We start from the raw sequence: 21,135 nt of genomic DNA on the forward strand, positions 1-21,135 counted from the left end.
GTTCAGTCGGCCGCGCGCAGCAGAGCGGCGGAGTTGAACCCACCGTGGCCGCGGGCCAGGACCAGGGCGCAGCGCACCTCGGCGGTGCGCGGGTGGCCGGTCACGAGGTCCAGGCCGTAGTCGGGGTCCGCCTGGCTGTGCACGGTGGGCGGGATGATCCCTTCCGCCATGGCCAGCAGGGCGGTGGCGACGTCCAGGGGGGCCGCGCCCGAGCAGAGGCGGCCGGTCATGGTCTTCGGAGCGGTGACGGGCACCCCTCGCTCGCCGAAGACGGCCCGCAGCGCGTCGGCCTCGGCGCGGTCGAGTTCCGGGACGGCGGCGGCGTCCGCGAAGACCACGTCCACGTCGGCCGGGGTGGCGTCCGCGTCCGCGAGGGCGAGCCGTATCGCGCGTTCCAGCCCGCCCGTCCCGTCGCGGCCGGTGGTCGCGTCGAAGGTGGACGCGCAGCCGTCGAGGGTGCCGTGGACGCGGGCGCCACGCCGGCGGGCCGCCTCCGCGTCCTCCAGGACCAGGAGGGCGCCACCCTCACCGGGGACGTGTCCCGAAGCGTCCCGGTCGAAGGGCAGGAAGGCCCGTTCGGGACGGTCGCGGGTGCTGAGCCGGCCGCTGGTGAGCAGGGCGGCCCAGCCCCAGGGGCAGATCGAGGCGTCCACGGCTCCGGACAGGACCAGTCCGGTTCCCTTGCGGATGGTGCGCCGCGCCTGGGCGAGGGCGTCCAGCCCGCCGGCCCCGTCGGCGACCAGTACGCCGCTGGGGCCCTTCATGTTGTTGCGGATGGAGATCTGGCCGCTGTTGACGGCGTAGAACCAGGCGAAGGACTGGTAGGCGCTCACGTGCTGGCTGCCCTGGCTCCACAGTTTGCGCAGTTCGTTCTGGCCGAACTCGAAGCCGCCGGAGGAGGCGGCGGTGATCACGCCCATGTCGAAGCCGTCCCGTTCGGACGGGGCCACGCCGGCGTCGGCGAGCGCCCAGTCCGCCGCCGCCAGGGCGAGGCGTGTCATGTGGTCGGTCTGGGGAAGCAGCCGGCTGGGCAGGTGGTCGGCCGCCTCGAATCCGGGCACCTCGCCCGCCAGGGTCGCCGGATACCCGTCCGCCCGGAAGCGGGACACCGGGCCGATGCCGCTCTTGCCGACGCGGGTGGCCGCCCAGTAGTCCTCCGTGCCGAGGCCGTTGGGAGCGGCCACGCCCAGCCCGGTGATGGCCACCGATGTCGCGGCGGGACTCATGCCGGGCTCCTCTCGGGCCGTGCCAGCACCATCGCGGACTGGAAGCCGCCGAAGCCGCTTCCGACGGTCAGCACGGTGTCGGTGCGGTGCTCGCGCGCGGTCAGCGGTACGTAGTCCAGATCGCACTCCGGGTCGGGGGTGTGCAGGTTGGCGGTGGGCGGGACGACGTGGTGCTCCATCGCCAGGACGCAGGCGGCGATCTCGATGGAACCGATGGCGCCCAGCGAGTGACCGACCATGGACTTGATGGAACTGACGGGCACCGTGTACGCGTGCGCGCCCAGGCTCCGCTTGAAGGCGGCGGTCTCGTGCCGGTCGTTCTGCTTGGTGCCGGAGCCGTGGGCATTGATGTAGTCGACGTCCTGCGGTGCCAACCGGGCCTCGTTCAGGGCGCTGCGGATGGCCTCCGCCATCTCGGCGCCGTCCGGGCGCAGTCCGGTCATGTGGTAGGCGTTGGAGCGGGTGGCGTAGCCGGCGAGTTCGGCGTAGACGTGCGCCCCGCGGCGGCGTGCGCTCTCCAGCTCCTCCAGGACGAAGAAGGCGGATCCCTCGCCCAGGACGAAGCCGTTGCGGGTGCCGTCGAAGGGCCGCGACGCGGTGCCGGGCTCGTCGGTACGGGGCGTGGTCGCCTTGATCGCGTCGAAGCAGGCCATGGTGATGGGGGAGATCGGCGCGTCGGAGGCGCCGGCCACCATCACGTCGGCGCTGCCCTCGCGGATGAGCTCCACGGCGTGGCCGACCGAGTCGATCCCGGAGGTACAGCCGGTGGACACCACCGAGACGGGGCCGTGCGCCCCGGCGTGCCGGGCCACCTCGGCCGCGAAGGAGCTCGGTACGAACGCCTCGTACAGATGGGGCGGGGCGTAGTGGTGGTCCACCAGCTCCAGTCGGCCGCCGTCGCTGACGACGCGGTACTCCTCGTCGAGGGTCATCGTCGCGCCCACCGCGGTACCGACGACGACGCCGGTGCGGTACGGGTCGATGCCCGCGTCGGCCACGGAACTGTCGGCCAGGGCCTCCCGGGCGGCGACCACGGCCAGTTGAGCGGCCCGGTCCATGCGCCGGATCTCCTGCGGGGACAGGCCGTGTTCCTCCGGGTCGAAGTCGATCTCGGCGGCCACCCGGGACCGGAACGGTGAGGGGTCGAAGAAGGTGATGCCTCGGGTCGCGGTGCGTCCCTCGCTCAGCAGGCTCCAGAAGTGCTTGGCGCCCACGCCGCCGGGGGCCACGACGCCCACACCGGTGACGGCCACACGCCGGGCACTCACTGCTTCGCCTCCCAGGTGTAGAAGCGGGTGGCCATGGCGTCCTTCGGGGAGCGCCAGGTCGCCGGGTCGTAGGCCTGCACGAAGGGCTTGAGGTCCTCGCTGATGCGGACGAATCGCTGGTCGTCCTTGGCGTCCTCGATGCGCGAGCCGCCGTCGTCCGTGTCGAAGTCCTGGAGGTGGAAGTAGAGGCCACGGTAGGAGAAGAGCTGCCGGCGGCGGGTGCCCATGCGGTGGGGCATCTCGGTGTCGTCGAAGGCGCTGAACAGTTCGGCGACCTGCCCGGCGGACTCGGGCGCGAGCCGGGCCACGATCAGGGTGCTGTGCATGGATGGTCTCCCGTGGTGGAGGGGTCAGGCGGTCCGGGCGGGGCCGAACCACCGTGCGAGTGAGGTGGGAAGGTCCTGGTGGCAGCCGGGTGCCGCCCAGGCGACATGGCCGTCGGGCCGCAGCAGCACGGCCGAGGTGTTCGCCAGGTCCCCTTCCGGGCGCTTCCTCGGGGTGGCCGTGACGATGTCGACGCGGTCGCTCCAGTCGAGGGCCCGGCGCCGTACATGGGGGTTGTCCGCCAGGTCGAGCAGGACACCGCGGCCCGGCCTGAGCAGCTCGGTGCTGCTGGTGGCGCCGCGGGCCGAGGTCAGTGGCAGGTTCGGCATGCGCAGGCCGAGCAGCGGATGGTCGCCGCCGCCCAGGTCGTAGCGGATCTCCAGACCGGAGACCATGGCGGCCAGATGCCGTGAGACCGGCGTATGGGCGATCAGTTCCTTCATGACGTCGCGCAGCGGCTGCATCTCCGGTCCGGAGAGGAAGAGCAGGCCCTGTGCGCGGGTGTTCAGCAGCAGACGTTCGCCGACCGGGTGGCGCTCGGTGTGGTACGTGTCGAGCAGTTCCTCGCCGGCCCGGCCCCGGACGACCGCGGCGAGTTTCCAGCCGAGGTTGACGGCGTCCTGGATGCTGGTGTTCATGCCCTGCCCGCCGGCCGGCAGATGGATGTGGGCGGAGTCTCCCGCGAGCAGGACACGACCGCGCCGGTACTCCGTGACCTGCCGGGTGGCGTCCCCGAAGGAACTGACCCACACCGGTTCACCGTGCGAGATGTCCTCCCCGGTGACCCGCTTCCAGCCGGCGACCACCTCCTCGTAGGAGGGTGCCGCGGTACGGCGCTGCGGAGGGGTGCCGCGTTCGCACAGGATGAGCCGGGTGACTCCGCCGGGCAGCGGGCCGACCATGACCATGCCGCCCTCGAAGGTCTCACCGATCATCCGGGGCGCCAGCTCCAGGCCGCGCACGTCGGCGAGGAACATCTCCATCGTGGCGGCGGTGCCGGGGAAGTCGAACCCGGCCGCCTTGCGGACCAGGCTGCGCCCGCCGTCGCAGCCGACCAGGTAACGGGCGGTCAGCCGCACCGAGTCACCGTCCGGGGTGCGCACCTCGGCGGTGACGTGGTCGCCCTCGTCGGTGAAGGAGAGCACCTCGTGACCGCGGCGCAGGTCGCCCCCGAGGTCGCCGACCCAGGCCTCCAGGGCGGCCTCGGTGTGGGACTGCGGGACGGTCTTGGCGGCCTGGTGGGCGCCCTCGAGCACGCCGAAGTCGACGGGCAGTCCGCCGAAGTGGCCGACGTTGCTGGTCTCCACCTCCCCGAAGCGGCTCAGCAGGCCGCGCTGGTCGAAGACCTCCATGGTGCGGGCGGTGAAGCCCAGTCCCCGTGACTCCCCGGTCCGTTCGGGGAGTTTCTCCAGCGTGATGACGTCCACGCCGGCCAGGCGCAGCTCTCCGGTGAGCATGAGCCCGGCCGGGCCGGCGCCCACCACGATCACGTCCGTGTCCATCTGCCATCTCCTCCTCGATCCGGGGCCGGCGTCCACGGGCACGCGGCGAACCGGCCGACGGTCGACGGTCGTCCGGCACGCACAGGGCCCCTGTCCGGACGGCTGATCCAGGGGATCGCCGTCCGGACAGGGGCCCTGCCCACCAATGTCAGCCCGTTCGGAGCGTTCTCTTTCGAAGCGGGGTGTTCTTTCTGTCAGCGCACCAGCGAATCAGCCAGCCGGTAGCGCTTGCCTCCGATGCCGCGCACTCCGGGCATGCTGAGAGCCTCGAAGCACTCCTTGGGGCGCTCGCTCTGCATGAAGCGCTCGTGGGCCTCCTCGTCCACCCACTGCGCCCAGTTGAGAACCCGCGTGCCGTCCACGCTGATGTGGAAGTGCGAGGAGACCAGGCCGGGGAACGGCGTGCCGAGCGGTCCGTCCAGCAGGTTGTCCGCCGCACGCCGCTGCCGCTCCCGGCCGTCGACGTCGAAGACGGGCGGGACGAGCAGGGTGGGGACGCTCCCGGGTTCCAGGTCCCGGCCCCGGTACAGCCGGTAGCGGACGGGCTCCACGGCGTCGGGCTCCTTCTCGTACCGGCCGGTGTCGCGGACGTACGCGCGGTAGGCCTCGTCGGAGGTCCACTGCGCGTACGTCAGGACGTTCTCCGCCTCGGTGCAGGTGAAGACGCTGATCGACAGCATGCCCTCCGGGAGCGGTCCTTCCCGGTAGGGGGCCATGACGCGCTCGGTCTCGGCGCGCTGGGCGTCGGCCGAGCCCACGTACAGCGGCGTGACCAGGACTGTGCCGCAGTCGGAACGGCTGACGTCCGGGAAGGGGACCGTCGTCTCATGGGTCATGCGCGGGTTCTCCTCGGTGTCGGGAACTGTCCGGGGCACGGCGTTCGCAAGCGTGAACTCCCTTGGCCCGCTTGCAGGTTAACAATCCCCAGGTGCCTGATCAGGCCCGGTTGAGGGCGGATTCCGGACGTTCATCAGCCGAGGCTCCGGTGCAGGTGGTAGCGCCTGAAGCCGATCGGGCGCACGCCCGGCGTCGCTTGCGTGACCCGCAGGTTGCCGTGCCGTGTGCCGCCCTCCAGGAACGCGACGTGTGCCTCGTCGGTCGTCCACTCCGCGAAGTTGGTCACCCGTGTCCCGTCGACGCTGGTGTGGAAATGGGAGCCGATCATGCCCGCGTGCTCGTCCGCCGGCGCCTCCTCGAGCCGGCGGGCGATGGAGTCCACGATGAACCGCTGGCGTTCGGGCCCGTCCACGTCGAACATGGCGGTGACGAGCGCCCCCGGCGGCTCGGCCGCGAGCTCCGTCAGCACGCTGCGGTGCAGCCGGTACTCGACGGGCTCCCTGCGGGCGGCGGCGACGGGCAGGGCACCGACGAACCGCCGGTAGGCGGTGGCGCCGGAGGCCTGGGTGTACGTCATCACCGTGTCGCCCTCCACGCTCAGGTAGCACGAGAACGTGAGGAGCTCCTCGGGCCACGGGGCCCGGCGCCAGACGTCCGTGACCTCGTCGAGCACGGTCCGCGCCCGGTCGGGGTCTCCCACGTACCAGTGGCTGACGAAGACCGCGCGGGCGTCGGCGCGCGTGAGGTCCGGCGTGGTGGGCTGTTCGGCAACGGTGTCGGTCATGGTCGTCTCCACGGGGGCTGGTCTTCTCCCGGAACGTCCGGGGTCGCGCACGAGGTGTTCCGTACCAGGGCTTGTCCCTGCCGGGAGGGCGGCCTCACACCGAGGACTCGCCGAAGTGGCGGCGCAGGGCCGCCCCGAGGTCGCCGTCGGCGCTCGTCCACGCCACGTACCCGTCCGGCCTGACGAGGAGGGCGTCCGTGCCGGACAGCCCGCTCGCCCCGGGGCCGCCGACGAGCCGGGCGGCCACCACGTCGACCCGGTCCTTCCAGCCCTCGGCGACGGCCGTGCGGCCGTGGTCCGTGCCGAGCACGAGGAGCACTCCCCGGGCCGGGTGGAGCAGTTCCATGGTGGTGACCCGGCCGCCGTCCGGCAGGGCGAGAGAGGTCCTCGGCAGCCGCCGTCCGAGCAGCGGGTGGTCGCCCGGGCCGACGTCGTAGCGGATGTCGAGTCCGCTGACCATGCCGGCCAGTTCCCGGGCCGCCTCCTCGCCCCGGAAGACCTGGCTGAGCACCTCGCGCAGCGGTTGCATCTCCTCGCCGCCGAGGAACAGTGCCGCCTGGGCGCGCGTGTTGCGCACCAACTCCGCGCCCACCGGGTGCCGTTCGGCGTGATACGCGTCCAGGCGGGACTCGTCCGCGCGGCCCGTCACCACGGCTCCCAGCCGCCAGCCCAGGTTCACGGCGTCCTGGATGCTCACGTTCATGCCCTGCCCGCCGGCCGGCAAGTGCACGTGCGCGGCGTCGCCGGCCAGCAGGATCCGGCCGCGCCGGTACTCGCTCGCCTGCCGGGCCGCGTCCCCGAAGGAGCTCACCCAGACGGGTGTGGCACCGGAGATGTCGTCTCCGCTGACCCGCTGCCAGGCCTCGGCCACTTCGTGGAACTCGGGCGGCCCGGAACGTGCCCTGGGCGGCCTGCCGCGTTCGTGCACGACGACCCGCATCACCCCGTCGGGGAGCGGTGCCGCGAGGAGCATGCCCTGGGGGCGCCGCCCTCCCGACCACAGGGGGTCCAACTCCAGGTCGCGAACGTCGGCGAGCAGCAGCTCCGTCGTGGCGTCGGTACCGGGGAAGCCGAAGCCGTTCGACCGGCGCACCAGGCTGCGGCCGCCGTCGCACCCCACCAGGTAGGGCGCGGTCAGCCGCTGCTCCCCGGAGGCCGTCTCCACGCCGACCGCGACCTGACCGCCCTCGTCCTCGACGGCGACCACCCGGTGCCCGTAGCGGAGTTCGACGCCGAGTTCCCGCGCCCACTCGCCCAGCACCGCCACGGTGCGCGCCTGGGAGACACCGGTGGCGCTCGCGTGCGCGCCGTCCCCGACCGCGTAGTCCACCGGCACGCTCCCGAAGTGGCCGCCCGGCGCCCGCCCGAGAGGGCCGAACCTCTCCAGCAGCCCCCGCTGGTCGAACACCTCCAGGGTGCGGGCCGTGAACCCCATGCCGCGGGACTCGGGGCTCGGGCCGTCCTCCTTCTCCAGGACCACGACAGCGGCTCCGGCCAGCCGCAGCTCCGCGGCGAGCATGAGCCCCGCCGGGCCGGCCCCGACGACGATCACATCCCATTCCATGCCTGCGTGCACCTTTCGTACCTGGCTCTGTGTCGTGGTCACCGTGATCGCGCCCGCCGGGCAGCACTCGGCGATCTCCCGCAGGCGCGTCGGGCCGGTGTCGTCACGCGCGTCGCGCTCCTCGCTCTCCCCGCTCCGGGTGGTGCGGAAGACCGCGTGTCCGTCGTCGGTCAGTTCGAACAGCGTGGGTTCCATCGCCTCGCACATTCCGGTGCCGAAGCAGAGCGTTCGGTCCACGTGTGCCACGGCTCGCATCACGGCTCTCCGTGCTCCGCCCGCGGGGTGACGGGAAGCGACGTCAACCGCCGGATGGCCCAGTTCTCGATGTAGCGCACCTGGTCCCGGGGCACCGCGAGCGTCAGGCCGGGGAAGCGGGTCACCAGGGCGGGGATCGCGATCTCGCCCTCCATCCGCGCCAGGGCGGCGCCGATGCAGTTGTGCAGCCCGTGTCCGAAGCCGACGTGGCGCGGGCTCTCGCCGGTGAAGCGCAGGCTGTCCGGCTCGGCGAAGCGCCGCGGGTCGCGGTTGGCCGCGAGCAGCCCGGCGATCACGGGGGCGCCGGCGGGCAGCTTGACGCCCGACAGTTCCACCGGCTCCGTGGTGACCCGGAACAGCGCCGTGTGCAACGCCCCTTCGTAGCGCAGCAGTTCCTCCACGGCGCTCTTGGCCAGGCCGGGCTCCGCGCGCAACCGGGCGCTTTCCCCGGGATGGTCCAGCAGCGCGTGGACGGCGTTGCCGATGAAGCCGCGTACGGTGTCGCTGCCGCCCATGATGAACGCGGCGACCAGGCCGGTCAGTTCGTCGCCGTCGAGCCGGTTGTCCTCGTCGCGGGCCTGGATCAGGGCCGAGGTCAGGTCGTCGGCGGGGTGGCGCCGCTTGTCCTCGACGAGTTCCCCGGCGTACTCGCAGATCCTGCCGAACGCCGCCGGAACGCGGTCCATCAGCGCCGGGTCGGAGGGAAACGCCTCGTTGAGGGCGGTGACGAGTTCACGGTGCCGCTCGATGCGGAAGCCGAGGACGGCGCTCAGCACACCGGCCGACACCTCGCCCGCGTAGTCGTCCATCACGTCGAAGGTGCCGCGCCGGGCGCAGTCCTCCAGCACGCGGTCGACGACGGACCGTACGGTGTCCCGCCACTGCTCGACCCGCCGGGTGGTGAACGCGCTCATCGCCAGCCTGCGCAGCCGTGTGTGGTCCGGCGGATCGATGACGGCGATGCCCCGCTCGAGGATCGTCCCGGCGGCGCTGACCAGCCCCGCCTCACGGAAGTCGTCGCCCGCCCAGGCGCCGGTCTCCGCGCTGAACCGGGAGTCGGCGAGGACCGCCCTGACGTCGTCGTACCGCGTCACCATCCAGGTCCGGACGTCGCCGACCGGGAAGGGGAACTCGTGGACCGGGGAGTGGTCGCGGAGCCAGGCCAGGGTGGGGTGCGGGTTCTGGTAGTACGCGGGCGAGAACAGTGCCGGAACGCCCGGTGCCAGGGCTGACGTCATGTTCGGTCCTCTCTCCGGGTGGGTCGGTCGCACGCGCTGGGGACGGCGCGCCTCACAGGTCGTTCCACTTCTCGGTGGGCGGGGCGAAGAAGTCACGCAGCGGGGGAGGGAACACTCCGGCGTCCGCCGCGTCGTTGACCATTCCGTGCACGAACCGGGCCAGCTTCTCGGTGCGCTCGCCGCCCAGGGCCTCGTAGGGCTGCCGGTCGAGCCTGCTGGTGTCGTACTCGATCTCGTCGCGCAGTTCGGCTCCCTGCGGGGTCAGCCTGCCCTGGCCGTCGACGAGGCCGCTCGCGGCCAGGTGGTCGCGGCAGGCCGACCACTCCTCCTCGGTCCAGCCGCGCATCGGCATGACGATCTCCTTCGGCATGCCGTGCCCGCTCGCGCAGTCGATGACCAGCGACCGGATGCCGGTGACCTCGAACCAGTCGAGGACCGCGACATGTCCGTCCCCGCGGTGCTCGCGCAGCAGCGTCGCGGCGTGCCACAGGGCCACGTGCGGTTCGTCCGGCCGGGCCAGGGCGGCGTTGGCGGCGTAGAGGGGCCGGCCGGCGAGCAGGCCCGCGGCGGCGGCCTCGGTGGCGAGTTCGGCTGCCTCCGCCATGGCCCGCGAGTCGACGACGGCCCGGCCCAACAGGCGCCGCAGAACCCTGTCCGCGGCCTTCTGGCGGGCCTCGACGGCCCGCTCCGGCGAGACGCTGTCCCACACTCCGGGCACCCGGGAGGCCACGAAGCCGGGTGCGAAGGAGTTGAACACGCCGGTGACCAGCTCGGGGCCGACCGCCCCGAGCGGCGCGGCACGGCCCGCCATGTAGACGCTGGAGTGCTCGTCGACACCGAAGGGCGCGAGTTCCTCACGCAGGTCGGCGGTGAAGTAGAGGATGGAATGCAGACTGTTCAGCGCCTGTGCGCAACGACGCGCGTACGGCACGGGATCGGCCGACGCCGGATACCTCGATTGCATGGCTCCTCGGAAGTGTCGGGGTGAACGGGGTGGAAGTGAGGGCGGCTCAGGCAGTGATCCACGCCTCCGGCGCCTCGCCACCCGGGCCGGGGAAGAGCTCGTCCAGACGGCTCAGGACGTCGGGGCCGAGCCGGAGCCCCAGCGCGGCCAGCGCACCGTCCAGCTGCTCGTCCGTACGGGGTCCGATCACCGGCGAGGTCACCCCGGGACGCGACAGCACCCAGGCCAGGCCCACCCGGGCAGGGGGCTCGCCGATCTCCCGGCAGAGGTTCTCGTACGACTCGATACGTTGCTCGTGCTCCTTGAGCGCCGGCACCGCACGGCCCTGCGCGGACTTGACGGCCGTACCCTCGCGGAGCTTGTCCAGGACCCCGCCCAGCAGACCGCCGTGCAGCGGGGACCAGGGAAGCACCGCCATGCCGTACGCCCGGGCCGCGGGGAGCAGTTCGAGTTCGACCTGGCGGGTCACCAGGTTGTAGACGCAGCTCTCCGAGACCAGGCCCAGCGAATGCCGGCGCAACGCCGCCTCCTGGGCCATCGCGACGTGCCAGCCCGCGAAGTTGGACGAGCCCACGTAGAGGACCTTGCCCTGGCCGACGAGCAGGTCCATCGCCTGCCAGATCTCGTCCCAGGGCGCGCTGCGGTCGATGTGGTGCATCTGGTAGAGGTCGATCCGGTCGGTGCCCAGCCGCCGCAGCGACGCCTCGCAGGAGGCGACGATGTGACGGGCCGACAGGCCGCTGTCGTTGGGCGCCGGGGACATCTCGTTGCCCACCTTGGTGGACAGCACGACGCGGTCCCGGCGGGAGGGGTCGTCGGCGAGCCAGCGGCCGATCGTCTCCTCGGTGTAACCCTTGTGGACGCGCCAGCCGTACATGTCGGCGGTGTCCAGGAAGTTCAGCCCGTGCTCCAGCGCGCGGCTCAGGAGACGGTGACCCGCTTCCTCGTCGACCCTTCCGCCGAAGTTGACCGTGCCCAGGCACAGTCGGCTGACGCGCAGGGCGGTGCGCCCCAGCTGTGTGTACTCCATCGCTCACTCCTCGGTCTCGGCCGTGCGCTGCCGAGCGGGTCCCGGACCGGCTCAGCCGACCGGCAGGCCGCGGTGATGCGCGGTCAGCCGCTGAAGGACGGGGACGATCTCCGCCGGCGTGGGGGCGGCCAGACGGTCGCTGTGGAGTTCCGCCGTGCCCCGCCGGAACGCGGGCTCCTCCAGGGCACGGCGGAGCTGCCGGCCCAGCTCGTCCGGGGTGAGCCGAGCCGGGTCCAGCAGCGGGCCCGCGCCGCGCTGTGCCGCGTACCGCGCGGCGACCCGCTCGTCCCACGTGGGCACCGGCACGATGAGCTGCGGCACCTGGTGCGTGGCCGCGACGGAGAAGGTTCCCCAGCCGCCGTGGTGGACGATGGCCGCGCACGAGGGAAGCAGCTGGTTGAGCGGGACGAAGTCCACGGTGCGGACGTTCTCCGGTATCCGGTCGAGGCCCGTCAGCTGCGCCCGGTTCAGGGTGGCCACCACCTCGATGTCGAAGCCGGCCACGATGTCGAGCATCTCCTCCAGCGGGAAGCCGGTGTCCTTGCCGAACAGGTGCCGCGAGCTGACGCCCAGGGTCAGGCAGACACGGGGACGCCCCGGGGGTTCCCGCAGCCAGTCGGGGACGACCGACGCCTCGTTGTACGGCACCCACCGCAGCGGCACGGTACGGGTGTCCAGCGGCAGCCGCGCCGCCTGCGGGACCAGGTCCACGCTCCACTGGCCGAGCAGCATCTCCTCCGCGAAGTCCAGCCCGTACCGGTCGAGGAGGGGCCGCATCCACCGCGCGATCGGGTCACGTTCGGGGTCACGTCCGCTCGACCGCTCCCAGACCCACCCCATCTTGTCCTGGCCCCACAGGACGCGGGCATGGGCGGCTCCGGCGACCCGTGCCGCGACCGCGGCGGGCAGGCACAGGGGGTCCCACAGCACGAGGTCGGGCCCCCATGAGCGGGCGAAGTCCACCAGCTCGGTGACCATGCCCTTGTCGTCGTCGAGCGGATAGCACTGGCCGATGATCGACAGGAGCCGCTCCTGGAGCAGTTCCCACTCGGCCGGGCCGCTGGTCAGCATGTCGAGGGCGAAGGCGTCGGGCGGGATGTCGAGGTGGCTGCCCTCCTCCGTCGCCTCCACGTCGGCGGTGGCCACGCTCTCCCCCACGGGTACGGCCGTCACTCCGGCACCGGTCACGGTGGCCGCCATGTCGTCCGACCCCATTCCGGGGTGGCCCACGACACAGACCTCGTGGCCCGCGCTCTGCAGGGCCCAGGCGAGGGGGATGACGGGGTAGAGGTGCGAGGTCGACGGGAACGTCGCGATCATGACACGCATGGGTCCTCCTCGGGATGCGGCAGGCCGTGGATCACGTGTGCGTCCCGACGAACAGGCCCCTGCCGTTGGGCCCGCCTTCGCGGAACACCGCCTTCACACCGGCGAGGAGGAAGGCGGTCTCGTACTCGTCGCGTGTGAACAGCGAGTGCACTTCGGTTTCGGTGAAGTCCTTGATGCCGGCCGGGTCGGCGACCGTGTAGCGGACGGTCATACGGCTCCTGCGCCCGTCCCGGACGGAATGCGAGACGCGGCTGATCACGCCGTGCTCGTCCTGGGTCACCGCGCCCGACACGAACCCGTCGAGGAACTTCTCCGGGAACCACCACGGCTCGGCGATGACGACACCACCGGGGTTCAGGTGCCGCACCATGCTCGCGACGGCCTGGTTCAGTTCGTCGACCGAGGTCATGTAGCCCAGCGAGAAGCACATGCAGGTGACGACGTCGAAGCGCCGGCCCAGCTCGAACGCGCGCATGTCGCCCTGGTGGACGGGGACCGCGGGCAGCTTCCGCCGGGCGATCTCGCACATGCCGTGGGAGAGCTCCACCCCCGCCACGGTGGGGAAGCGTTCGGCGAAGCGCCGCAGGTGCTCACCCGTGCCGCAGGCGATGTCGAGGAGGGAGGCCGACCGGGGCCGCAGCTCCAGGGCGACGTCCGTGAGAGCGTCGGCCTCGGCGGCCCAGTCCCTGCCGCGGCTCGCGTGGATCCTGTCGTAGATCTCGGCGTGCTCGGTGCTGTAAGCCATGGATTCCGTCGTGGAATCGGCGATCACGGGGCGTCTCCTTGCAGTTCGGGGATGGTGCCGATGCAGGCGAGCAGGGTCCGGGCCTGGACGTTCAGGTAGTGCCCGTGCCGGGCCAGAGCGACGAGCTGGCCGTACGTCACCCAGCGGTAGCCGCGCGGTGCTTCGAGGGGCGCCTGCTCCTCGTCCGCCTCGATGACCAGGCAACGGCTCTGCGCGTTCAGCAACCGTCCCCCTTCCTCGGAGTGGACCGCCTCGTAGCGGATCCGTGGGCTGCCGGCGCAGGCCAGGACGCCGTCCAGGAACAAAGGACGCTCAGCCGGGGGAAGGTGCGCGTAGTTGCCCGGTGTGCACTGGACGGTGGGCGCGATCTCCGGCCCGTGCGCCAGGCCCCCCTCGACGCGGGCCTGTGCCAGGAAGTGCCGTACGCCGTGGAAACGGCGCGTCAGGAAGGCCGCGATTCCCTCGCCGAAGGGCTCGACCAGAGGCTGGGACCAGCCGGTCACCTCCCGGGTGGGTGCCTCCGCCGCGACGGCCACCACCCGGAAGTAGCGGCTGTCGGGGCGCTCGATCGCCTCCTCGCCGACGGTCCATCCCGCCACCTCCCGAAGCGGCGTCGGACGGGCCAGCACAAGCTGCCGGGACCTCTCCGCGGTCAGCCAGGAGACCACGTCGGTGTCCGGGTGCAGTGCCTGCGCGCCGTCGTCGGGCAGTACGCAGGCGAGCACCGAGCGCGCGTCCATGTTCACCACGTCGTCGAGGCGGAGCAGTTCGCCGATCTGGCCCAGGGTCAGCCAGCAGAAGTCCTCGTCCACGGCGGGGTCGTCGCGCGTCTCCACCACCATGTTGCGATTGCTCTTCCGGTGGAACCACGAGCCGTGCTCGGACTGGAGGGAGTCCGCGAGCACGTGGTCACGGCCGGGCTCGGGGCTGACGAAGTAGTCGAGGTACCGCACCCTCGCCCCTCCGTGGGCCCGCGTGTAGTTGCTGCGCGTGGCCTGGACGGTCGGCGAGAGCTGGAGCATGCCGGGGTTTCCCGGCTCCATCTTGGCCTGCATCAGGAAGTGCAGAACGCCGTCGATCTCCTTCGCGAGCAGGCCCAGGATTCCCGTCTCGGGCTGCCGGATCACCGGCTGCCGCCAGGACTTCGTGCGGTCGCCCTCGACCGACACGTCCAGTCCGGCGATCGTGAAGAACCGTCCGGTGCGGTGGGCGAGGTTGCCGGTGTCCGGGGCGAAGTGCCACCCGTCGAGCTCGCGGAACGGAATCCGGCGCACCAGGAAGGCGTGGGCGTCGCGCCGCTTCTCCAGCCACCGGGTCACCTCCGCGGTGGGTTTCACCGCGCTGTCCCGCGCGGCCAACGAGGCGGCGACACGCTCACCCTTCGCGGTGTCCGACCGGGGCCGCAGGATCCGCTCCGAAGAGCGCGGGCCCACCGTGGCGGCCGAGCGCTGCCCGATCACCGGGCCACGCCCTCGCGGTCCGCCCTCCGCGTGCCGGCGGCGTGAGGGTCCGTGGCCCGCTCGCCGTCGGTTCCGTACTTCGCCGCCTTCCACCAGGCCGGGTTCGACCGGTACCAGTCGACCGTTTCCGCCAGTCCGTCGGCGAAGGAGATCGCGGGCGCGTAGCCCAGCTCCTCACGGATCTTGGTGTCGTCGAGCGCGTAGCGGCGGTCGTGCCCCTTGCGGTCCGTGACATGGCGGATCACGGACGGGTCGGCGTCGCACAACTCGAGGAGCAGTCGGGTGACCGCGTTGTTGCTGTACTCGCTGCCGCTGCCGATGTTGTAGACCTCACCGGCCCGGCCGCCGAGCAGCACGCTGTGCACCGCCCGGCAGTGGTCGTCCACGTGCAGCCACTCGCGCCGGTTCTCACCCGTGCCGTAGAGCGGGACCGTCCGTCCCTCGAGCAGGTTGGTGACGAACAGGGGAATCAGCTTCTCCGGGTGCTGGTAGGGGCCGTAGTTGTTGGAGCAGCGGGTGATCGAGACGTCCAGGCCGTGCGTCCTGTAGTAGGAGCGGGCGACCAGATCGGCGGCCGCCTTGCTCGCGGCGTACGGGGAGTTGGGCTGGAGCGGCGACTCCTCCGTCCAGGACCCCTCGTCGATGGATCCGTACACCTCGTCGGTGGAGACGTGCACGACCCGCTGTACGCCCGTGGCCAGGGCCGCGTCGAGTACGGCGTGCGTGCCGCCGACGTTCGTGCGGATGAACTCCCCGGAGGACGCGACGGACCGGTCCACATGGGACTCCGCGGCGAAGTGCACCACGGCCTCATGTCCGGGGAGCAGCTCCCGCAGCAGGGACGGCTCGCACACGTCGCCGGGTACGAAATCCAGGCGCGGATGGGCCGGGGGCAGGTTCGCCCGGTTGCCCGCGTACGTGAGCTTGTCCAGCACGGTGACCGAGACGCTGTCGCTGCCGGGGTAGCCTCCGGCGAGGAGGGTGCGTACGTAGTGCGAACCGATGAAACCGGCGCCGCCGGTCACCATGATCCTCATGCCGACACCTCGATGTGTGTGTGATCACCGACGACCAGCCGGTGGTGCGCGGTCCGGTCCGGCCGGGGTCCGACCGTCGCGCCGCGGCCGATCAATGAACCGTGCAGTCCGGTGACGTGCGACACCCGGGCACCGTCCAGGGCGATGGAGAAGTCGATGTGCGTGCCCCGCAGTTCGCAGCCCCGCCCGATCGACGTGTTCGGGCCGATGTGACTGTCCTCGACGACGGTGCCGGCGCCGATGATGGCCGGCCCGTCGATGCAGGAGCGGGTCACCCGGGCTCCGGCCTCGACGACGATCGGCCCGCGGATGTGGCAGGACTCGTCCACCACTCCCTCGACCGAGTGCTCGAGGTCCCGCAGGAGATCGCGGTTGCACTCCAGGACGTCCTCGACCCGGCCCGTGTCCCGCCAGTAGCCCGTGTACCGGCTGACCGTCACCTGCGCGCCGCTGCTGAGCAGCCACTGCACGGCGTCGGTGATCTCCAGTTCCCCGCGGGCGCTCGGACTGATCGCCGCGACCGCCTCGTGGACGGCCGGCGTGAAGAAGTACACGCCGATGAGGGCGAGATCGCTGCGCGGCACGCGCGGTTTCTCCACCAGCCGCAGGAGGGAACCGTCCGCCCCGAGTTCGACGACGCCGAACGCCTGGGGGTTGGCCACCTTGTGCACGACGACCTGGGCCGCGGGCCGCCGCACACGGAACTCGGCGGCGATGTCCCTGACCCCTTCGGGGAGCATGTTGTCGCCGAGGTACATGACGAAGTCGTCCTCGCCCAGGAAGTCGCGGGCGAGCAGCACGCAGTGCGCCAGTCCCAGGGGCTCCGTCTGCGGTATGTACGTGATCCTCAGGCCGAACCGGGATCCGTCGCCGACCGCCTCGACGATCTCCGCGGACCGGTCGCCCACGATGATCCCGACGTCCGTCACGGCCAGGTCCCTGATGTTCTCCAGGACGTGCGCGAGGACGGGCTTGTTCGCGATGGGTATGAGCTGCTTGGGCATCGAGTAGCTGAACGGGCGTAAGCGGGTTCCCGCTCCGCCCGCGAGCACCAGGGCCTTCATGGCTTTCCTCTCCTGAGCCACGTGCCGCGTGCGGCGGACCACGGCGGCGCATAGGAAGCAGGGGTGCCGCCCCTGGTGAGGCGACACCCCTGCGAAGGTGAGAGTGCGGTCTGGCTTCTGTCGTGCGCTTCGGTTGTGCCGTCGGCTTCGGTTGTGCCGTCCGGCTTCGGTGGGCCGTCCGGCTCCTACTGGATCGAAGTCGGTTCCGGTCCGCCGGTGGCGGGGACGGTCTGCCCGGCGGAGGCAGGTGCCTCCTCCTCGTGCGCGGCGGGCTTCACCTGGCGAAGCAGGAATGCCACGCCCAGTGCCATGAGGAGCATCAGCGGCATGGCCACGAACGAGTTGACCTGCAGCCCCTCGGCGAACGCGTCGCGTGCGGCGGCGGCCAGGGCGTCACCCGCCTCGCCCGGCATGCGCGCCGCCGTTTCCAACGCGCCGGCGAGCGTGTCGTCGGCACCGGCGGGCACGCCGTCCGGGTAGGTGTCGGCCATGCCGTCCCGGTACACGGTGGCGCCGATGCTGCCGACCACGGCGATACCGAGGGCGCCACCGAACTCGTTGGACGTCTCCGAGATCGCGGCGGCGGGTCCGGCCTGCTCCGGCGGCGCGGCGCCGACGATCATGTCGATGCCGAGCGCGGAGACCGGGGCCAGACCGGCGAACATCAGGATCGACGCCAGCATCACCACGCCGGGCCCGGAGTCCGCGGAGACCCCCCAGAGCACCATGAACCCCACGGCGGCCAGGACCATCCCCGCCCCGAAGACATAGGCCGGGCGCACCTTGCTGACGATGCCGGAGGCGGCCAGTGCCGCGACCATGCCGGAGAGCACCGCGGGCAGCAGCCACAACCCGGCCTTGAGCGGGGAGAGTCCGAGCACACTCTGCAGGAACTGCGCGATGACGAACTGGATCCCCATCAGGAACATGACGGTCAGCAGCAGGGTCGACAGGGAGGCGCTGAAGGCCCGGTTGGTGAACAGGCTCAGGTTGAGCAGCGGGTGGGCCAGGGTGCGCTGACGCCGCACGAAGACGTAGCCGACGGCGGCGCCGACCAGGATCGCCACGAGCGGGGCGGGTTCCAGGCCGTGCTTGGCCACCTCTTTGAGGCCGTAGATCATGGCGAGCACGGCGATCAGCGACAGCAGTGAGCTGATCAGGTCGACCCGCGCGCCCTGTGGGTTGCGGTACTCGGGCAGCAGGAAGGGGCCGAGGGCGAGCAGCAGCACCATCACCGGTACGGCCAGCAGGAAGACCGAGCCCCACCAGAAGTACTCCAGGAGGACGCCGCCGACCACCGGCCCCAGGGCACCGCCCAGCATGAAGCTCGTCGACCAGATGGTGACCGCGGTGGTGCGCTGCGTGGGTGAGGGGAACATGTTGCGGATCAACGACAGGGTGGAGGGGGCCAGGCACGCTCCGGCCACGCCCAGCACGGCGCGCGTCACGATGAGCATCTCCGGCGTCTCGGCGTACGCCGTGAGGACGGAGGCCACACCGAAGGCGCCGGCACCGAGCATCAGCAGGAGCCTGCGTCCCACGCGGTCGCCCAAGGTGCCCATCGTGACGAGGAACCCGGCGATGAGGAAGCCGTAGATGTCGGTGATCCACAGCAGTTGCGAACTGCTGGGGTCGAGGTCCGCGCTCATCTGCGGCACCGCGAGGTGCAGCAGGGTCAGGTCCATCGTGACCAGCATGGAGGGAAGCGCGAGTACGGCCAGGCCGATCCACTCCCGTTTCGTCGCCCGTAACGAGCTCTCTTGCATCAGCACTCTTCCTCTCAGCGTCGGCCGACGGGATCGGCCCCTGGGGGGTTCCTCGGACCCTAGGACCTCAACTGCGGTTGAGGTCAATCACGCCTTCGGGAGAGCTGGAAGAGAGCACTCCGGACGCCAGGGCGGAGCGCAGACTCTGCGCCCGTGCGTCCTTCTGCGACATGAGCGGCGGTTCCTCGAACCCCCAGGGGAGGGCGAGTTCGGGGTCCAGGGGGTCGATGTCGATCTGGGTGCCCGGGACATGGGCGGTGGACAGCAGGTAGCAGACGCAGGTGTCGTCCGTCAGCGCGAGGAAGCCGTGCCCGAACCCCTCGGGGATCAGGACCGCGTTCCCCCGGGCGGCGTCGAGGACGCTCATGTGGAAGGCGCCGAACGTCGGGCTCTGAGGCCGCAGGTCGACGATGACGTCACGCAGCGCGCCCCGTACGCAGGTGACGAACTTCGCCTGACCCGGCGGATCGGTGACGCCGTGCAGGCCGCGCAGGGTGTTGTACCGGGACACCGAGTAATTGACCTGCGCCACGGCGAAGGACCGTCCGGTGGCCCGCTGAAGTTCCTCGGTGCGCAGCGCCTCGTAGAACGTGCCGCGTACGTCGTCGAGGTGCTCGGGCTCGACGACGTACGCCCCCTCGAGAGCGGTGGTCCGGATCTTCACGTGCCCCCACCGCCCCGCCGGGCCACGGCCGCCCTGAACTCGCGCACCACCTGCTCCACGTCCTCCTCGGACAGCCCCTGGTGGAGGGGCAGCAGCAGGGTCTCCTCCGCCGCCCGGTCGGTGGCCGGCAGAGTCTTCCGGGAGCCGTAGGCCGGGACCCGGTGCAGCGGCGGATACCGGAAGGTGGTGTAGATGCCCCGGTCCCGGAGGTCCGCGGCCACCTGGTCCCGCATGCGGCTGTCCAGTTGCACCCAGTAGAAATAGTGGGAAAGGGCGTGGCCGGGCGGCGCGGGCGGCGGGAGCCGCACGCCTTCCACATCGGCCAGGGACTCCGTATAGCGTGCCGCGACCTTTTCACGGGCGGAGACGAAATCGGGCAGCCTGCGCAGCTGCACACGGCCTATCGCCGCCGTCATGTCATTTCCGATGAGCCGCCGCCCGAACCCTTCCACATGCAGTTCCCACCACCGGTCGGAGACCCGCGCGGAGGTGAAACCAGTCCGCTGTCCGGTGCCGTAGTAGGCCAGCCGGCGGGCGGTCGCCATCAGCTTCTCGTCCCGTACGTAGAGCATTCCACCGTCACCGGTGACGAGGGTTTTCATGGAATCGAAACTCCAGGTCGCCAAGTCTCCGAACGTGCCGCAGGACCGCCCCTCCACACGGGAGGCGACGGCACAGGCCGCGTCCTCCAGCAACGGAATGCCACGACTGCGGCACAGGTCCGCGATCCCGGTCACCTCCCCCGGATATCCGCCGTAGTGCAGCACGCACACGGCTCGTGTCCTGGGCGTCAACGCGCTCTCGACGTCTGCCACGGTGGGGTTGAGCGTGTGCGGGTCCACGTCGCAGAAGACGGGGACCGCGCCGGTGGCCGCGACGGCGTTGGCCGCCGACACGAAGCTCACCGACGGCAGCACCACCTCGTCGCCGGGCTTCAGCTCCAGTAACTCCATGGCGAGGAAAAGTCCCGCGGTGGCGTTGTTCAGAAAAAGTACGCTCTCGCCGGGCACACCGATATGGGCCGCGAACTCCTTCTCGAATTCAGCGGTCCTTTCCCCATGCCCGGGCCAGTTGTCCGAGAATACCTCCGCGAGAGCCTGGAGTTCTTCCTGACCCAAGCTGGGCTGAAACACATTGATCATGTGGGCTCCCTCGGGAACAACTCACCGGAACGTACTCACTACTTTCTTCGCTCTCTCCCCCCGGCACAATGCCGTTCATGTCAGATCTCCGTTAAGTCCCGTCAGATCTTCGTGAGGACCAGACCGTCGGCGGACCTGGAACCCGCTGCGGACGGGCGGTGGGTGACGGGGAGCAGACCCGCGGAACGGGCTCGCGCGACGGCGTCCAGCCGGGACACCGCTCCCAGCTTCTGGAAGACGACGTGCAGATGCCGTTTGACGGTGCCGATGCTGATGTCCAGGCTGCGGGCTATCTGCTTGTTCGACAGGGCTTCCGCGGCCAGGGCCAGTACCTCCTGCTGGCGCGGCGACAGTCTGATGTCGGGCTGCGGCGTCGGGGCGGCGGCCACACGGTTCACCGAGAACTCCCGTACGGCGGCCAGCAGCGCCTCCTGTCCCGATCCCTCGGGCAGGTACCGGTGCGCGCCCGCCGCCAACAACTGGGCGCGGCTGACGCCGGGGGCGCCGAACACCAGCACCGCCGCCCCCGGCGCCACTCTCCGCAGGACGTGCACGGTGCGGGCCGCCACCGGAGTCGCCCACGGGGCGAGTACGACGACGTGGGGGCGCAACGCGGCGGCGCGGCGTACGATCTGGCTCTCACCCGCCGCGCCCAGCACCTGGATGTCCTGCTGGAGGGAGAGAACCCCGGCCACGGCGTCCTGTAGGAGTTTGTTCTCGCAGGCGAGGAGCACACGGATGACGGACATGGGTGACTTTCCTCCCGAGGAGCTGTTCTCGCTGTAGTGCAAAAAAGCGTCCCTGAACTGCGCCCCCCGAGCCCGTGGGGCGCAGATCGCCTACTGACACGAACACTTGGCACGGTCGCCCACGGCGTTCCGCCTACGCCTGCGTCCGGATCATTCCGTCACGGCGGCCGCGGGCCGGCGTTCGAAC

General features: G+C 71.2%; 19 protein-coding genes. All 19 read right to left on the reverse strand.

Going from position 1 to position 21,135, the window contains the following annotated elements:
- Nucleotides 1–2: 2 nt before the first annotated feature.
- Complete coding sequence (locus tag ACGFNV_RS24100) at nucleotides 3–1,226, reverse strand: ketosynthase chain-length factor (RefSeq protein WP_393625037.1); 1,224 nt, start codon at nucleotides 1,224–1,226, stop codon at nucleotides 3–5.
- Entirely contained in the window at nucleotides 1,223–2,494 is a 1,272-nt protein-coding gene (locus tag ACGFNV_RS24105) for a beta-ketoacyl-[acyl-carrier-protein] synthase family protein (protein ID WP_393625038.1), read from the reverse strand. The genes ACGFNV_RS24100 and ACGFNV_RS24105 overlap by 4 nt, the downstream gene beginning before the upstream one ends.
- Nucleotides 2,491–2,820, reverse strand: coding sequence for a TcmI family type II polyketide cyclase (locus ACGFNV_RS24110; protein ID WP_393625039.1), 330 nt, complete (start codon nucleotides 2,818–2,820; stop codon nucleotides 2,491–2,493). The genes ACGFNV_RS24105 and ACGFNV_RS24110 overlap by 4 nt, the downstream gene beginning before the upstream one ends.
- 24 nt (nucleotides 2,821–2,844) lie before the next feature.
- Complete coding sequence (locus ACGFNV_RS24115; protein ID WP_393625040.1) at nucleotides 2,845–4,320, reverse strand: FAD-dependent monooxygenase; 1,476 nt, start codon at nucleotides 4,318–4,320, stop codon at nucleotides 2,845–2,847.
- A gap of 194 nt (nucleotides 4,321–4,514) precedes the next feature.
- Entirely contained in the window at nucleotides 4,515–5,156 is a 642-nt protein-coding gene (locus tag ACGFNV_RS24120; protein ID WP_393625041.1) for a monooxygenase, read from the reverse strand.
- Between the two features lie 134 nt (nucleotides 5,157–5,290).
- Nucleotides 5,291–5,941 (reverse strand): hypothetical protein, encoded by a 651-nt coding sequence (locus ACGFNV_RS24125; RefSeq protein ID WP_393625042.1) that lies wholly within the window; start codon nucleotides 5,939–5,941, stop codon nucleotides 5,291–5,293.
- Between the two features lie 94 nt (nucleotides 5,942–6,035).
- Nucleotides 6,036–7,760 carry an FAD-dependent monooxygenase gene (locus ACGFNV_RS24130; protein WP_393625043.1) on the reverse strand — a complete coding sequence of 575 codons (1,725 nt, stop codon included), beginning with the start codon at nucleotides 7,758–7,760 and terminating at the stop codon, nucleotides 6,036–6,038.
- Nucleotides 7,760–8,998, reverse strand: a complete 1,239-nt coding sequence (locus tag ACGFNV_RS24135; RefSeq protein WP_393625044.1) for a cytochrome P450 — start codon at nucleotides 8,996–8,998, stop codon at nucleotides 7,760–7,762. The genes ACGFNV_RS24130 and ACGFNV_RS24135 overlap by 1 nt, the downstream gene beginning before the upstream one ends.
- A 52-nt stretch (nucleotides 8,999–9,050) precedes the next feature.
- On the reverse strand, nucleotides 9,051–9,962 hold the full coding sequence (locus ACGFNV_RS24140; protein ID WP_393625045.1) for a hypothetical protein: 912 nt from the start codon (nucleotides 9,960–9,962) through the stop codon (nucleotides 9,051–9,053).
- A 46-nt stretch (nucleotides 9,963–10,008) separates the two neighbouring features.
- Complete coding sequence (locus tag ACGFNV_RS24145; RefSeq protein ID WP_393625046.1) at nucleotides 10,009–10,992, reverse strand: aldo/keto reductase; 984 nt, start codon at nucleotides 10,990–10,992, stop codon at nucleotides 10,009–10,011.
- Nucleotides 10,993–11,043: 51 nt separating this feature from the next.
- Entirely contained in the window at nucleotides 11,044–12,321 is a 1,278-nt protein-coding gene (locus tag ACGFNV_RS24150) for an activator-dependent family glycosyltransferase (RefSeq protein ID WP_393625047.1), read from the reverse strand.
- Between the two features lie 31 nt (nucleotides 12,322–12,352).
- Nucleotides 12,353–13,093, reverse strand: coding sequence for a class I SAM-dependent DNA methyltransferase (locus ACGFNV_RS24155; RefSeq protein ID WP_393625048.1), 741 nt, complete (start codon nucleotides 13,091–13,093; stop codon nucleotides 12,353–12,355).
- Nucleotides 13,090–14,526 carry an NDP-hexose 2,3-dehydratase family protein gene (locus tag ACGFNV_RS24160; protein WP_393625049.1) on the reverse strand — a complete coding sequence of 479 codons (1,437 nt, stop codon included), beginning with the start codon at nucleotides 14,524–14,526 and terminating at the stop codon, nucleotides 13,090–13,092. Before ACGFNV_RS24160 ends, ACGFNV_RS24155 begins: the two co-directional genes overlap by 4 nt.
- Complete coding sequence (gene rfbB, locus ACGFNV_RS24165) at nucleotides 14,523–15,563, reverse strand: dTDP-glucose 4,6-dehydratase (RefSeq protein ID WP_393625050.1); 1,041 nt, start codon at nucleotides 15,561–15,563, stop codon at nucleotides 14,523–14,525. The genes ACGFNV_RS24160 and rfbB overlap by 4 nt, the downstream gene beginning before the upstream one ends.
- Nucleotides 15,560–16,627, reverse strand: coding sequence for a glucose-1-phosphate thymidylyltransferase (locus ACGFNV_RS24170; protein WP_393625051.1), 1,068 nt, complete (start codon nucleotides 16,625–16,627; stop codon nucleotides 15,560–15,562). Before ACGFNV_RS24170 ends, rfbB begins: the two co-directional genes overlap by 4 nt.
- Nucleotides 16,628–16,812: 185 nt before the next feature.
- Nucleotides 16,813–18,393, reverse strand: a complete 1,581-nt coding sequence (locus tag ACGFNV_RS24175) for an MFS transporter (RefSeq protein WP_393625052.1) — start codon at nucleotides 18,391–18,393, stop codon at nucleotides 16,813–16,815.
- Between the two features lie 67 nt (nucleotides 18,394–18,460).
- On the reverse strand, nucleotides 18,461–19,057 hold the full coding sequence (locus ACGFNV_RS24180; protein ID WP_393625053.1) for a dTDP-4-dehydrorhamnose 3,5-epimerase family protein: 597 nt from the start codon (nucleotides 19,055–19,057) through the stop codon (nucleotides 18,461–18,463).
- Nucleotides 19,054–20,199, reverse strand: coding sequence for a DegT/DnrJ/EryC1/StrS family aminotransferase (locus ACGFNV_RS24185; RefSeq protein ID WP_393625054.1), 1,146 nt, complete (start codon nucleotides 20,197–20,199; stop codon nucleotides 19,054–19,056). The genes ACGFNV_RS24180 and ACGFNV_RS24185 overlap by 4 nt, the downstream gene beginning before the upstream one ends.
- Before the next feature lie 101 nt (nucleotides 20,200–20,300).
- Nucleotides 20,301–20,948 (reverse strand): response regulator transcription factor, encoded by a 648-nt coding sequence (locus ACGFNV_RS24190; protein ID WP_393625055.1) that lies wholly within the window; start codon nucleotides 20,946–20,948, stop codon nucleotides 20,301–20,303.
- Nucleotides 20,949–21,135 lie beyond the last annotated feature (187 nt).

Source organism: Streptomyces sp. NPDC048751 (assembly GCF_043198595.1).
Classification (GTDB): domain Bacteria; phylum Actinomycetota; class Actinomycetes; order Streptomycetales; family Streptomycetaceae; genus Streptomyces.

Bases quoted from the DNA above. Each gene is read 5' to 3' on its own strand.
- ACGFNV_RS24125 (WP_393625042.1), bottom strand. From the start codon at position 5,941: ATGACCGACACCGTTGCCGAACAGCCCACCACGCCGGACCTCACGCGC.
- ACGFNV_RS24150 (WP_393625047.1), bottom strand. From the start codon at position 12,321: ATGCGTGTCATGATCGCGACGTTCCCGTCGACCTCGCACCTCTACCCC.
- ACGFNV_RS24175 (WP_393625052.1), bottom strand. From the start codon at position 18,393: ATGCAAGAGAGCTCGTTACGGGCGACGAAACGGGAGTGGATCGGCCTG.
- ACGFNV_RS24190 (WP_393625055.1), bottom strand. From the start codon at position 20,948: ATGTCCGTCATCCGTGTGCTCCTCGCCTGCGAGAACAAACTCCTACAG.
- ACGFNV_RS24100 (WP_393625037.1), bottom strand. From the start codon at position 1,226: ATGAGTCCCGCCGCGACATCGGTGGCCATCACCGGGCTGGGCGTGGCC.
- ACGFNV_RS24185 (WP_393625054.1), bottom strand. From the start codon at position 20,199: ATGATCAATGTGTTTCAGCCCAGCTTGGGTCAGGAAGAACTCCAGGCT.
- ACGFNV_RS24120 (WP_393625041.1), bottom strand. From the start codon at position 5,156: ATGACCCATGAGACGACGGTCCCCTTCCCGGACGTCAGCCGTTCCGAC.
- ACGFNV_RS24145 (WP_393625046.1), bottom strand. From the start codon at position 10,992: ATGGAGTACACACAGCTGGGGCGCACCGCCCTGCGCGTCAGCCGACTG.
- ACGFNV_RS24110 (WP_393625039.1), bottom strand. From the start codon at position 2,820: ATGCACAGCACCCTGATCGTGGCCCGGCTCGCGCCCGAGTCCGCCGGG.
- ACGFNV_RS24140 (WP_393625045.1), bottom strand. From the start codon at position 9,962: ATGCAATCGAGGTATCCGGCGTCGGCCGATCCCGTGCCGTACGCGCGT.
- ACGFNV_RS24170 (WP_393625051.1), bottom strand. From the start codon at position 16,627: ATGAAGGCCCTGGTGCTCGCGGGCGGAGCGGGAACCCGCTTACGCCCG.
- ACGFNV_RS24135 (WP_393625044.1), bottom strand. From the start codon at position 8,998: ATGACGTCAGCCCTGGCACCGGGCGTTCCGGCACTGTTCTCGCCCGCG.
- ACGFNV_RS24130 (WP_393625043.1), bottom strand. From the start codon at position 7,760: ATGCGAGCCGTGGCACACGTGGACCGAACGCTCTGCTTCGGCACCGGA.
- rfbB (WP_393625050.1), bottom strand. From the start codon at position 15,563: ATGAGGATCATGGTGACCGGCGGCGCCGGTTTCATCGGTTCGCACTAC.
- ACGFNV_RS24115 (WP_393625040.1), bottom strand. From the start codon at position 4,320: ATGGACACGGACGTGATCGTGGTGGGCGCCGGCCCGGCCGGGCTCATG.